Source organism: Paenibacillus lacisoli, from assembly GCF_030580655.1.
In the GTDB taxonomy this organism is placed as follows: domain Bacteria; phylum Bacillota; class Bacilli; order Paenibacillales; family Paenibacillaceae; genus Paenibacillus; species Paenibacillus lacisoli.
Genome location: NZ_JAUQTB010000003.1, coordinates 1 through 13355 on the forward strand (window position 1 = coordinate 1; position 13355 = coordinate 13355).

Below are 13355 nucleotides of genomic sequence, written 5' to 3' on the forward strand. Positions count from 1 at the left end.
AAACCCCGCTCGACTTGCATGTATTAGGCACGCCGCCAGCGTTCGTCCTGAGCCAGGATCAAACTCTCCAATAAAGTATTGAAAAGAGCGATAAGCTCATTTTGAATCTGACGAGATATAAATCTCATTGTTTGCCGTTACTTTCGTAACAGCGATACTCACTCGTTGTTCAGTTTTCAAAGATCAAGCATTTCGTTCGCCGCTTCAGCATCTCGCATCAGCAACTTTTATAATATAACATATCTCTTTCATACTTGCAAGTCTTTTTTTCAAGAATCATTTTATCACTTCGATAAAATAATATATTCATGAAAAGTGACTTATAAGAATATACCATATATCTGTTATAGATTGCAACCCTTTAATTACGATGAAGTAATAATCTCTTTAATGTGCAGATTTCGCTGCTGTGTCAGATTTACAATCTGCCCTTTAACGTTAATCCACGGTCTCGTAGGGTGATCACGATCCACAAACACAATCTCACCGATTTCTTCATTACTTAAACGTACTTTTGTCCCGTTACTAAGCTGGGTTACTTTGTTGATAAAAATTTGCACAGTCGTTGGATCCAGTTTACCGAAAGCCTCGGTGTGCAGCTGCTCTAATACAATGTAAGGAGATTGTGCCCTGCGGTAAGCCTTCTCCAGAGTCATAGCATGGAAAATATCAGCTACAGATACGACTTTGGCATAAGTATGAATCTGTGTACCATCCAGGCCTAGCGGATACCCTGAACCATCGACCTTCTCATGATGCTGCAGTGCTGTTAAGCGTACACCCTCATTTATAGCCTTTGCATTCTTCAATAGCTGATAACCGTAGGTCGTATGCTGCCTAATCTCTTCCTGTTCCTCCTGAGTTAACGGTGCAGGTTTATGAAGCAGAAGAGGATCCACCTTAACGTTACCGATATCATGAAGAAGTCCTGCCAGAGCCACCTGCATCCAGTCCTTCTGTGGGAGGCCTGACCATTGGGCCAGCAAATAAGAAGTAAGGGATACCGTTACCGCATTATGATATCTGTAATCGTCCTCTTTCATCCCATAAGGCTGAAAAGTTAAAATGTTGTATTTGTTCAAGTGCTTAAAAAGTGTCTCCAGTTGGGTACGCAGCTCCAGAATTGGAACACCTGCAGCAACAGATGATTGAAAGGCTGCCTTTGTCAGGGCGATCATTTTGTCGTAATCCTGTTCAAAGGAAGAAGCAGCGGCTGCAGAATTAGTCACCGTCTCTTTCTTCACAGTTCCTTTTCCTTCTCCCGCTTCACTCTCAATCTCAACATGCTGAATCAGAAAAGCGCGCAGTACTTCCAGATCCCTCGGAAGCAGCACCGTACCTTTCGCCAGAACCAAACCGCCTAACTCTGTATGTACATCTTTTGCCAGCTTATAGCCGGGTTTCAACTGCAGTATCGAAATGTTATCCATCCTCAGATCTCTCCATCACTACACAAAATAAGTATTCAAATTTTATTATAAGGTGAGCCTACACTGACTGTACATCTTTTTCCACCTTAAATCGAAAAATCGAATAAAAAAAGAGACCTTCTGAAGAAGGTCTCCTGATCATCTATGCTTATTCTTCGGAACCGCTATCTCCGGTTGGGTCTTCCTGCTCCACCTCGAACACTTCGTCGCTCGGACTTTGCAGTACGATGTCGCCAGAATCACCAGCAACGTCAACTTCGCCTTCGATCATCTCTTCAATGAGATCTTCCTGATCTTCCGTCTTATCTGCACGTGCTACGGTCGCTACCGAATCATCTTCGCGGATATTAATTAATCTTACACCCTGCGTATTCCGGCCCATAGTCGAAATGCCTTCCATGCTGGTACGGATCAGTGTTCCGCTTGCCGTAATGATCATAAGGTCCTCTTCATCCTTAACGACCTTCAGCCCGGCAACCGGTCCATTCTTGTCTGTGACATTAATCGTCTTGATCCCTTTACCACCACGGCTCTGTACACGATAATCGCTTGTAGGCGTACGCTTGCCGTATCCCTTCGCGGTTACGATCAAGACGTCCAGTTCCTTATCCACGATATCCATACCAATGACTACATCACTGTCGTCCAGAGTTATGCCTTTTACACCTGTTGCACTGCGTCCCATAGAACGAACGTCACCCTCAGGGAAACGGATCGACATTCCATTCGCGGTACCCAGAATCATCTCCTGCTGTCCGTCCGTGAGCTTGGCTTCAATCAGGGCATCGTCCTCACGCAGATTAATGGCAATCAGTCCACCCTTACGGATGTTCATATAATCACCCAGAGGTGTCTTCTTCACAATGCCCTGACGGGTAGCGAAGAACAGGAACTGGTCATCCTTGAACTCCTCAACAGAAATAACGGCATTCACCGATTCTCCCTGCTCAATCTGAATCAGGTTGATTACAGGTGTCCCTCTTGCCGTACGGCTGAGGTCAGGAATTTCGTAAGCTTTAATCCGGTATACCTTCCCCTTGTCCGTAAAGAACAGGAGATGATTGTGAGAGTTGGTAACGAAGAGATGCTCGACAAAATCTTCATCCTTCGTATCCATTCCGACAACCCCGCGTCCGCCTCGCTTCTGGCTGCGGTAGGTGGTTACAGGCAGACGCTTGATATACCCCGTATGAGTAACAGTAATAATTACTTCCTCACGTGGAATCAGGTCTTCGTCAAGAATGCTCTCTTCCCCTACCGTAATTTCCGTACGGCGTTCGTCTCCATAACGGGCTTTGATATCATTCAGCTCTTCGCTGATGATGTTTAGTACTAGATGCTCGTTGGCCAGAATCTCTTTGTACTCTGCAATCTTCTGCATCAGTTCGTTATACTCGTTCTCAATCTTCTCCCGCTCCAAACCGGTCAGACGCTGGAGACGCATGTCTAGGATAGCCTGCGCCTGTTCATAGCTGAGCTCAAAGCGCTGGATCAGTCCGTCGCGGGCAATCTCGGTTGTCGCGGAAGCACGAATAAGTGCAATCACTTCATCCAAATGATCAAGCGCAATCCGCAGACCTTCGAGAATATGGGCTCTGGCTTCTGCCTTTTTGAGGTCATACTCCGTACGGCGACGAATAACGACGATCTGATGCTGCAAATAATGATACAGCACATCACGCAGATTCAGAATCTTCGGTTCGTTATTTACAATAGCCAGCATGTTGATGCCAAATGTAGATTGCATAGCTGTGTGCTTAAACAGGTTGTTCTGTACGACATTTGGATTTACATCACGGCGTAGTTCAATGACGATCCGCATACCGTTACGGTCTGATTCGTCGCGCAGGTCTGTAATTCCCTCGATCCGCTTATCACGTACAAGTTCTGCAATCTTCTCTACCAGGCGTGCCTTGTTAACCTGATAAGGAAGCTCATGCACAATGATCCTTGCCTTGTTGTTGTTCTCTTCAATGGTTGTTTTGGCACGCATCGTCACGGATCCACGGCCTGTCTGATACGCTTGGCGAATGCCGGACCGACCCAAAATATAACCTGCCGTAGGGAAGTCAGGCCCGCTGATATAATCCATGAGTTCCAGGGAAGTAATCTCCGGGTTCTCGATCAGTGCCTGAACCCCATTGATAACCTCTGTAAGGTTATGTGGGGGAATATTGGTAGCCATACCGACTGCAATCCCGCCTACGCCATTAACCAGCAGATTCGGGAATCGGGCAGGCAGCACGACAGGCTCATGCTCTTCGCCGTCATAGTTCGGCATGAAGTCAACTGTCTCTTTATTAATATCACGAAGCATTTCCATAGAGATCTTCGAGAGGCGCGCCTCGGTATAACGCATAGCTGCCGCCATGTCACCATCAATGGAACCAAAGTTCCCGTGTCCGTCTACGAGCATATAACGCATGGAGAAATCCTGTGCCATCCGTACCATTGTCTCATATACCGCAGAATCGCCGTGCGGGTGATACTTACCGATTACTTCGCCGACAATCCTCGCTGACTTCTTGTACGGCTTGTCCGGAGCCATACCAAGCTCTGACATCGCGTACAGGATACGGCGGTGTACGGGCTTCAATCCGTCACGCACATCTGGCAGCGCACGGCTGACGATAATGCTCATTGCGTAATCCATGAAGGACTCACGCATCTCCGTTCCTATATCCCGATTTATAATTTGCGAGTTATTTTGTTCCGCCATGCTGGACCTCCTTCTTGTCCTCGGCACTCTGCATTCTTCATCCGAATCCATGCACAATGCTCGTCCTTACAAAAACGTTCCCTGCTTGCGATATGTGAAAAGGATAACAAGCAATAAACCGTTCAAAAACGTTATTTTAATTATATTACTTTCACAAATGGAGCACAATTAAACGTTAATGTCCGGCCTGCTGGTCCTCGTTCAGCAAAAATGGGGAAATGCCCCTGCCTCATAGGTTCTCCCCCACATACAATAAAAAGTGTAAGGTCGGATTTCAGTCTGAAAAACAAAAATCCGGGAAAACCCCATATTCCTCTATTATACCATTGTTTTTCACGCTTGTCCTACAGTTTTCATCGCCTCATACCTTACCAGAAAGGATGATGATTTTGCCGATCCAGCGGGTATCGAGTAAATGGGCCAAGACCCAGGTTATGATGGCCAACAAGCGGCTGTCCATGTTCATTCCGGCAACCCAACTCTATTCGAGGCAGGCTTTGGAAGAACTGCTGCTGCTGCACAAAACAGTATATATTAAGCCAGACCGCGGTACGTACGGCAATGGCGTCATGAATGTCAGCCGAGACGGTGATACTCCGGATACGACAGGGATCTACATCCTTAGACACGGACTCACTTCCAAGTCATGTAGCAGTCTGGATGAAGTCCATACGGCCATTACGTCCAAGATCAAAAACAGGACATTTATCGCCCAGCAGGGAATCTCCATGCTCCAATATCAAGGCCGTCCCTTTGATCTTCGGGTATTAACTCAATTCAGTCCCCAAAGGCACTGGGAAACGACCGGCATCATTGGCCGGGTAGCTGCTGCAGGCAAAATCATAACTAACTATCATGGCGGCGGACAGGTCCAGACACTGCGTACTCTGCTTAAATCCTACATGACTGACTGGGAAAACGGGCGTATGGAGCTGTGGCTTAATGAACTGGGCAGGGATACGGCCCGTCAGCTGCAAAAGGCTTATCCACGGCTGAAGGAAATTGGCCTGGATATCGCTATTGACGAGCACTATCAGACCTGGATCCTGGAGGTCAACACGCTGCCGGGAATCTTCGGCTTTAACTGGCTGCCGGATAAGCGCATTTATCAGCGTATCCAGCGCTATGCGGCTGCCTACGGACGCTTTTCCAAAGCCAAGCGCTAACGTTAAGGCTGCAATAAAAAAAGGCGCCCCATCAAAATTGATTGAGGCAGCCTCTTTGTACCGAAGGTTCCGGCTTAGAAATCCAGATTTTTGACGTACTTGGCATGTTCCTGAATAAAATCGCGACGAGGCTCGACATCGTCTCCCATCAGTGTCGCAAACAGGTTGTCGGCCAGCATGGCATCCCCAATAGATACCTGCAGCATGGTACGGCTCTCCGGATCCATCGTTGTTTCCCACAGCTGTCCGGCATTCATCTCGCCGAGACCTTTATAGCGCTGAACATTATATTTGGCATTCTCACCGAATTCGCTAATTATCTCATCCCGCTCCTGTTCGGAATTCGCATACCGTACTACCTTATTGCGCTCGATTTTGAAGAGCGGCGGCTGTGCGATATATACGTAACCTGCATCGATGATCTGACGCATGTAGCGGTAGAAGAAGGTCAAGAGCAGGGTGCGGATATGCGCACCGTCAACGTCAGCATCCGTCATGATGATAACCTTGTGGTAACGAGCCTTACTGATATCGAAATCGTCGCCAATCCCTGTACCCAGCGCGGTGACCATAGCACGAATTTCATCACTGGAGAGGATACGGTCCAGACGTGCTTTCTCTACGTTCAGAATTTTCCCCCGAATTGGCAGGATAGCCTGGAAGTGACGATCACGGCCCTGTTTGGCCGATCCGCCTGCTGAGTCTCCTTCGACAATATACAGTTCACTGATGGAAGCATCTTTGGAAGAACAGTCCGCCAGCTTGCCTGGCAGGGAGCTGATCTCAAGCGCACTCTTACGGCGTGTCAGTTCCCGCGCTTTGCGGGCTGCTTCCCTTGCCCGGGCTGCCTGGAGACCTTTCTCAAGGATCTTCTTCGCAACAGATGGGTTCTCTTCCAGGAATTCCTGCAGCTTCTCGGCAAAGAGCGATTCGACCACGCCGCGAACCTCACTGTTACCCAGCTTGGTTTTCGTCTGTCCTTCAAACTGAGGCTCAGGAATTTTGACCGAGATGATCGCCGTCAATCCTTCACGTACATCATCTCCGGACAGGTTAGAGTTGTTATCTTTGATCATGCCTGTCTTGCGGGCATAGTCATTAATAATCCGTGTCAGCGCACTCTTGAATCCAGATTCGTGAGTACCGCCTTCATGTGTATTAATATTATTGGCAAAAGAATAAATATTCTCCGAATAACTCTCGTTATACTGCAGAGCTACCTCGACCTGGATGGCTTCCTTAGCACCCTCTACGTAGATCGGATTCTCATGAATAACTTCCCTCTTCTGATTAAGGAATTGGACATATTCTTTGATACCACCCTCGTATTTAAAAGAAGCACTGTCACCCGTACGTTCATCGGTCAGGCTGATGGCAATACTCTTGTTCAGGAACGCCAACTCGCGAATCCGGGTCAGGAGCGTCTCATAATCAAATACCGTAGTCTCTGTAAAAATCTCTGGATCCGGGTAGAAGGTAGTCTTTGTTCCTGTCTGCTCGGTATCTCCGATAATTTTCACATCGTATTGTGGTGCCCCTCGGTGATATTCCTGTTGATAGACATGCCCGTCACGGGAGACGGTCACCACGACCTTTTTCGACAGGGCATTGACGACAGATACACCTACACCGTGCAGACCGCCGGATACCTTGTATCCGCCGCCGCCGAATTTACCGCCGGCATGCAGAACAGTCATAACAACTTCAAGCGCCGACTTCTTCATCTTGGCATGTTCACTGACCGGAATGCCGCGTCCGTTATCGATAACCGTAATGCTGTTATCCTCATGGACAAAAACCTCAATATGATCGCAATATCCCGCAAGGGCTTCGTCAATACTGTTGTCCACTACTTCCCACACCAAATGATGGAGACCCTTCACACTGGTAGAACCAATATACATCCCCGGGCGTTTGCGCACAGCTTCGAGGCCCTCAAGGACCTGAATCTCGCTTGCATCATATGCTGGTTGATTCATAGACATGCCTTTCACCTACTTCTATAAGATTCAGAACCACGATTTTGCGTTATGGTAATGATGAGTCATTATTTATTTAGCAAAGAATGTATATAAGCATTTTGAATGCTCTTGAACAAATTTATTATAAACCTAATTATTCAAAAAAGACGTTGGCACGCTTTTTGAGCGTAGAGGAGGAAATGGGTGAGTAATAGACGGTGCTTTTCGTTACAACGATCGACTTAGCCTCTTCCTCACCGATCATTTCGACATTTTTCTGCTGTTCGGCGTGAGTCACATACTGCTTGGAGATTTTGGAGGATTTTTCGATGGAGATATCAAATATAGCAACCAGTTCGGAAGAGCGAATGACCTTCTCTCCTCCCAAATGTATATACATCGCGGTGACTTCACTCCCTTACGGTTCCACCTGACCGGCGTGGACGTGATAAATGCCGGCTTCCTTCAGCCGGCCGGTATTCAGGCTCTCAACACCTGTAGCAGTTATAAAAGTCTGGACTTTGTCCTGGAATGTCTCGATCAGTTGGGTCTGCCTGTACGGATCCAATTCAGAGAGAACATCATCCAGCAGCAGTACCGGGTACTCGCCAATTTCTTCGTGAATCAGCTCAATCTCAGCCAGCTTCAGGGACAATGCAGTCGTTCGCTGCTGACCCTGTGAGCCGTAAGTCTGAACTTCCCTGCCGTTAATACTGAAGGCCAAATCATCCCGATGCGGGCCTGCAAGCGTCATTCCACGGCGAATTTCCTGTTCACGTACTTGTGATAACTTTAACATAAATCGGTCTAATAAGACAGCTTCATCTTCTTCATCCGCTTCACCGAAGGAGGGGACATAGGTCAATTGGAGGGCTTCCTTGCCGCCTGTAATTCCTTGGTGAATTTCCAAGGCCCATTTTTGCAGCTTTTTTATAAATTGTTTCCGTTTTTTAACGATTTTAACACCATGCTCGGCCAGCTGCTCGTTCCATACCTCCAGCATAACCTGAATAGATGCCTCTTTGCCCCAGGCCTGCTTTAGCAGGTTGTTGCGCTGTACAAGAACCTTCTGATACTGCTGCAGATGATACAGGTAGCCTGGCGCCACCTGTCCGATCTCCATATCGAGGAAACGGCGGCGAATCCCCGGGGTGCCCTTAACAATTTCCAGATCCTCGGGAGCAAACATGACGACGTTCAAAGTTCCGACAAAATCACTCAGCTTTCGCTGTTCCAAGCCATTGATTTTTGCCTTTTTCCCCTGTGTGGATAACATAAGCTCCAGCTTTACGTCCCCATACTTGCGGCTCACTTCAGCACCGATATAAGCGCTGGTCTCGGAAAACGCAATTAGTTCCTTGTCCCGGGCTGTACGGTGACTTTTGGTCAATGCCAATACATAAAGAGCCTCAACGAGGTTAGTCTTGCCTTGGGCATTTTGTCCGATGAGCAGGTTGACCGGTCCGAAGGAACCCAGCTTCAGCTGCTCGTAGTTGCGGTAATTCTGCAAAGTAATTTGGTTGACAAACACGTGCTTGGACCTCCCTGCTCTGTAAAAAAGAAGACGTAAAGCATAATTGCTCTACGCCTTGGCAGCCACCTCAAAGGTACCGCAGCCTTCCACCTCGATTTTGTAGCCGGGATAAAGCTTGCGTCCCCGGCGGTCTTCCTCTTCTCCGTTCACCTTAACCTGGCCCTCCTGCAGCAGCGCTTTGGCCATGCCGCCTGTCGGCACACAGTCTGCCAGCTTAAGGAACTGGTCCAGCTTGATGTATTCACTGTTGATGGTGATGATCTTCAAGGCTCATCTTCCCTTTCCGAGTTAGCTGTTAATTAATTGGTTGTACGGTAAGGCAGGATGATGTACAGCGCATCGCTGTCATCCAGCGGCTTCAGAATGATCGGGCTCATAATGCCGGTAAAAGCAATCATCAACTGCTCGCTGTCGAGCACCTTCAGAACATCCAGCATATATTTTGAGTTAAACGAAATTTTGAGCGGCTCTCCCTTAAAATCAGACACTTCCAGCTCCTCACGGACTTTACCAAGCTCAGAGGAACTCGAGGAGATTTCAATCCCTCCGTTCTCCATGGTCTGAAGACGAACAATATTCGTTTTCTCCTCACGGGAGAGCAGATAGGCACGGTCGATCGACTCGCTCAATTTTTTAGTGTCCACGATCAGTTCTGTTTTGTAGGTTGTCGGAATAATTCTAGAAGTATCAGGATAGGTGCCATCCAAAATACGGGTATAAAACAGAACACGGTCAATTTTGAAGAGAACCTGATTGTCGGCAACGACGATATCCACAAGGGTATTCTGGTCCGGAATGATTTTGCTGAGTTCATTGAGCGTTTTACCGGCAATGACAACATTGCTGAAACGAACATCACCCTCATTCTCAAGTTGAGCGCTTCGTGTTGCCAGGCGGTGGCGGTCCGTTGCTACAAATTTGAAGCCTTCTTCATTCAGGTTCCAGAGAACCCCTGTCAGGATCGGTGTCGTTTCATGAGTAGAAATGGAGAATACCGTCTGTTTGATCATATTCTTCAGCAAGTCGCCCGGAACGGACATGGTCTGGTTCTCTTCAATGTTCGGCAGTACCGGGAATTCCTCCGGATCAAGACCGACCATCTGAATTTCAGTAGCACCGGCCGCAATAAAGGTCTGGAAATTTTCCTTGACCTCCATCTGGATCTCCTGAGAAGGCAGCTTTTTGATAATCTCGACAAAAAACTTTGCTGGCAGTACAACACTGCCTGGTTCGTGGATGGTTACAACGGTGTGATTGTCATCTTCCATAGGAATAAAGGATTGAATCGAAATATCCGTGTCGCTTGCAGTAAGTGTCACACCTTGATGATTTACGTCCAGCTTGATCCCTGTCAGGATCGGAATCGTTGTCCGGCTGGAAATCGCTTTGGATACATGCTGAATGGATTCGTTCAAATAGCTCTTCAAAATGCTGATCTTCATAGTTTCACTCCTACAGGGAATTGGCCTTTTTCAAATAGGGCGTATGCCCGTTTATTTAGGTGATTATTTATTTAAAAAATAGTAGTAATAGTAATAGGCAGCGTGAATATGTGGATAAGTGGGTGAAACAGGCAACAAATCAAGCCTATCCACATGTGTATAGATTGTGTATAGGCTCTGTACTTGTTCAGGTTGGGTTTTTGATTTTCTCTGTCAGGGTGTTGATAACTTTGAACAGTTCCTGGTCCACCTTGAGAGACTGACTGATCTTCTCATGCGCATGGATGACCGTGGTATGGTCTCGTCCGCCGAATGCTTCACCGATCTTAGGCAGGGAGTAATCCGTTAGTTCCCGGGACAGGTACATGGCAATCTGGCGCGGATAGGCCACTGCCTTGGTTCGTTTGCGTGCTTTGAAATCTTCCAGCCTCAAATTGTAATATTCACCGACGCGCTGCTGGATATCCTGAATAGTGATCATTTTAGGCCGGCTTGAAGGAATAATATCTTTGAGTGCTTCGGCTGCAAGATGGCTGTTGACGTCCTGATTGGTTAGGGACGAATAAGCTACGACCCGGATCAGGGCACCTTCCAGCTCACGAATATTGGTGTCAATCTGATTCGCAATATACATCATTGCTTCATTTGGGATATCCAGGTTCTCTGCCCGTGCCTTTTTGCGCAGAATCGCAATCCGTGTCTCAAGATCCGGCGGCTGGATATCCGTAATAAGGCCCCATTCGAAGCGGGAACGCAGACGCTCTTCCAGTGTCGGAATCTCTTTGGGAGGACGGTCACTGGATATGATGATCTGCTTGCGCTCTTCATGCAGGGCGTTAAACGTATGGAAAAACTCTTCCTGCGTTGACTCCTTGCCGGCGAGAAACTGAATATCATCGATCAGCAAAATATCAACGTTCCGATATTTGTTCCGGAAGCTCTCGCCCCGGTTATCACGGATGGAGTTGATGAATTCATTCGTAAATTTCTCAGACGACAAATAAACCACCTTGCTGCTTGGATCGTGTTCCAGTACATAATGGCCGATCGCATGCATCAGATGAGTTTTGCCCAGACCAACGCCGCCGTATAAAAACAGGGGATTGTATGCCTTGGCCGGCGCTTCGGCGACGGCCAGCGAAGCAGCATGGGCAAAACGGTTGCCCGGTCCGATAACAAACGTATCAAACGTATATTTCGGATTGAGCATATGAGAGAAAGCTTCCTCCTGAACAACCGGCCGCGGTTCAGCCGGCTGCTGCATATCCGGCTCAGCCGGCTTGTTCTCCTCAATCACAAACTTCACTTCTACCTGCTTGCCAAGCAATTCATACACGGTTGATCCTACCAGCTTGGTGTAGCGGCTCTCGAGCCATTCCACCGCAAACGTGGTTGGTGCGGAAATCACAATGGAGTGATCATTCAGCTTCGTAGCCTTGGTGGCCTTAAACCAGGTATCAAAGCTTGGTTTGCTCAGCTTGGTTTGTATGATGGATAGAATTTGCTGCCATAGTTCGGAAGTATGGCTATCCACAGACTGTCACTCCTTTAAATCTAACAAATGTGGCAGAAGCCATATAGATCTCGCTGTTCTTCTGAAATGAAAAAAGCGACAACAAAAAATGCAGCCAGGCTGCTTCAGAAAGGCCGTCGAAAGACGGCTCTTTTTTATCGTAATTATGTCGAATGAAAGTGAACGGTGTAGAATTTATCCCCAAAATCCCAAAGAACCCGAAAAATAAAAAAATGGATAAGCTAAAATTGTTCACAACTTTATCCACAGGCTGTTGATAATATATAGGGTATAAACACATATTCACAACCAAAAGTAATATAATCATAGCAAAAGAAACCCTTGATTTCAATGTATCTGCGGTTTTTATCCACAAATTCAACTTGTTGTGTATAATTTCTATTCACAATACTAGATATTGTTTATAACATGTTCAGTTTTCGACAAGTTCTATTTTTGGCTGAAATCAGTTATTCACAGGTTATGACGGATCAGGGGATAAATATTCACAAAATGACGGGCTGTGTATAAGTGGCAGAAGAATGAAATTCACTGTGAAGATTAGAGCAGCCTGTGGAAAACTCACAGATGCTCCTTTCTAACTCTTATGGATAAAATGGTATCCACAGATCAGCTGACGGCTGCAGAATGAGGATCGGTTTATATCCAGCGGTGTTTGAATTGCGAAAAAGAGGGAGAAGATGAGTAGATAGCGGGAGTTGACTTTCCATATCGTTTATGGTTAAATGTACAAAGGCATTTTCTGTGAAGATGGAAATGGTTATTCTATACGGATGTAGTTCCTGTAAGGGGGTGCAATACATTGAGACCGACATTTAAACCGAATGTTAGTAAGCGTAAGAAGGTTCATGGTTTCCGCAAAAGAATGAGCACGAAAAACGGCCGCAAAGTTCTGGCTGCTCGTCGCTTGAAAGGCAGAAAAGTATTGAGTGCGTAATGCGTTCACGAAGACCACTACGGTGGTCTTTTTTTCATAGCAGGGGGAAAACCCTGCATTTCTTAGAGCATAATGAAGTCTAAAAAGCATCATATATAGATGTAGATTTTTTTCGTTTAGCGGCTGTTGCCATTGACTATACTAAATTACTAAAGAAGTAATGCTTCCGGCAGCAGCCCGGAAGGATACGAGCGAGGAGAAGCGTCGTGCAAAAAAGATTGCGTTTACGAAACCGCGTCGACTTCAGCCGCGTATACCGTCATGGGAAATCGTTTGCCAACTATCAATTCGTGGTGTATTGGTTTCGCCGCAGGGAAGTAGAACAGTTCCGTGTGGGCGTGTCCGTGAGCAAGAAGGTGGGCAACGCTGTGGTGCGCAACCGGATGCGGCGCCTCGTCAAGGAGATCGTTCGCCATCATGAATCGGAAATTATTGAGCATATCGATCTGATTTTTATCGTTCGTAAAGGTGCCCTGTCCATGTCCTATCAAGAGCTTGAGAAAAGTCTGCTGCATGTATTGCGCAAAGCTTCGTTGTTGAAGTCTTCGAAGGGATAACTCAAGTTTCTTTTGTCCTCCCGGATATGGTATCATTTACAGTGCATAGGATAGGTTTAAGAGAGGGGTTATGAA

11 protein-coding genes and 1 rRNA gene are annotated in these 13355 nt (G+C 46.9%); 3 read left to right on the plus strand and 9 right to left on the minus strand.

The genetic code is table 11. From position 1 onward, the window contains the following. The 3 genes from Q5741_RS06935 to gyrA all read right to left on the minus strand — a co-directional run. A 16S ribosomal RNA gene (locus tag Q5741_RS06935) occupies nucleotides 1-74 on the minus strand; the annotation flags it as partial. 291 nt (nucleotides 75-365) lie between these two features. After that, nucleotides 366-1430 (minus strand): HD-GYP domain-containing protein, encoded by a 1065-nt coding sequence (locus tag Q5741_RS06940; RefSeq protein WP_305023357.1) that lies wholly within the window; start codon nucleotides 1428-1430, stop codon nucleotides 366-368. Between the two features lie 148 nt (nucleotides 1431-1578). After that, the gene (gyrA, locus tag Q5741_RS06945; RefSeq protein ID WP_305023358.1) at nucleotides 1579-4149 is read right to left on the minus strand and encodes a DNA gyrase subunit A; all 2571 of its coding nucleotides are present in this window, start codon (nucleotides 4147-4149) and stop codon (nucleotides 1579-1581) included. 383 nt (nucleotides 4150-4532) lie between these two features. Here gyrA and Q5741_RS06950 point away from each other — a divergent pair, with 383 nt between their 5' ends. Beyond that, nucleotides 4533-5315, plus strand: coding sequence for a YheC/YheD family protein (locus Q5741_RS06950; protein WP_305023359.1), 783 nt, complete (start codon nucleotides 4533-4535; stop codon nucleotides 5313-5315). Nucleotides 5316-5389: 74 nt separating this feature from the next. On the opposite strand, the gene gyrB is transcribed toward Q5741_RS06950, so the two are convergent. From gyrB to dnaA, 6 genes are all read right to left on the minus strand, one after another. Beyond that, nucleotides 5390-7300 carry a DNA topoisomerase (ATP-hydrolyzing) subunit B gene (gene gyrB / locus Q5741_RS06955; RefSeq protein WP_305023360.1) on the minus strand — a complete coding sequence of 637 codons (1911 nt, stop codon included), beginning with the start codon at nucleotides 7298-7300 and terminating at the stop codon, nucleotides 5390-5392. A 130-nt stretch (nucleotides 7301-7430) separates the two neighbouring features. Further along, nucleotides 7431-7676 (minus strand): extracellular matrix regulator RemB, encoded by a 246-nt coding sequence (gene remB, locus Q5741_RS06960; protein WP_305023361.1) that lies wholly within the window; start codon nucleotides 7674-7676, stop codon nucleotides 7431-7433. 18 nt (nucleotides 7677-7694) lie between these two features. After that, the gene (recF, locus tag Q5741_RS06965) at nucleotides 7695-8807 is read right to left on the minus strand and encodes a DNA replication/repair protein RecF (RefSeq protein ID WP_305023362.1); all 1113 of its coding nucleotides are present in this window, start codon (nucleotides 8805-8807) and stop codon (nucleotides 7695-7697) included. Nucleotides 8808-8858: 51 nt separating this feature from the next. Next, the gene (gene yaaA / locus Q5741_RS06970; protein WP_305023363.1) at nucleotides 8859-9077 is read right to left on the minus strand and encodes a S4 domain-containing protein YaaA; all 219 of its coding nucleotides are present in this window, start codon (nucleotides 9075-9077) and stop codon (nucleotides 8859-8861) included. 32 nt (nucleotides 9078-9109) lie between these two features. Next, nucleotides 9110-10252 (minus strand): DNA polymerase III subunit beta, encoded by a 1143-nt coding sequence (gene dnaN / locus Q5741_RS06975; protein ID WP_305023364.1) that lies wholly within the window; start codon nucleotides 10250-10252, stop codon nucleotides 9110-9112. A 187-nt stretch (nucleotides 10253-10439) separates the two neighbouring features. Further along, nucleotides 10440-11786: a chromosomal replication initiator protein DnaA gene (dnaA, locus tag Q5741_RS06980; RefSeq protein ID WP_305023365.1), complete on the minus strand. Its 1347-nt coding sequence runs from the start codon at nucleotides 11784-11786 to the stop codon at nucleotides 10440-10442. A gap of 802 nt (nucleotides 11787-12588) precedes the next feature. Between dnaA and rpmH the strand changes: the two genes are divergently transcribed. Both rpmH and rnpA read left to right on the plus strand, forming a co-directional pair. After that, the gene (gene rpmH, locus Q5741_RS06985; protein WP_019914530.1) at nucleotides 12589-12723 is read left to right on the plus strand and encodes a 50S ribosomal protein L34; all 135 of its coding nucleotides are present in this window, start codon (nucleotides 12589-12591) and stop codon (nucleotides 12721-12723) included. A 206-nt stretch (nucleotides 12724-12929) separates the two neighbouring features. Then, nucleotides 12930-13280, plus strand: coding sequence for a ribonuclease P protein component (rnpA, locus tag Q5741_RS06990; protein WP_305023366.1), 351 nt, complete (start codon nucleotides 12930-12932; stop codon nucleotides 13278-13280). The last annotated feature ends 75 nt before the right edge of the window (nucleotides 13281-13355 follow it).

Coding starts and splice junctions, on each gene's coding strand:
- Q5741_RS06940 (WP_305023357.1), bottom strand. CDS start 1,430: ATGGATAACATTTCGATACTGCAGTTGAAACCCGGCTATAAGCTGGCA.
- gyrA (WP_305023358.1), bottom strand. CDS start 4,149: ATGGCGGAACAAAATAACTCGCAAATTATAAATCGGGATATAGGAACG.
- Q5741_RS06950 (WP_305023359.1), top strand. CDS start 4,533: ATGATTTTGCCGATCCAGCGGGTATCGAGTAAATGGGCCAAGACCCAG.
- gyrB (WP_305023360.1), bottom strand. CDS start 7,300: ATGTCTATGAATCAACCAGCATATGATGCAAGCGAGATTCAGGTCCTT.
- remB (WP_305023361.1), bottom strand. CDS start 7,676: ATGTATATACATTTGGGAGGAGAGAAGGTCATTCGCTCTTCCGAACTG.
- dnaN (WP_305023364.1), bottom strand. CDS start 10,252: ATGAAGATCAGCATTTTGAAGAGCTATTTGAACGAATCCATTCAGCAT.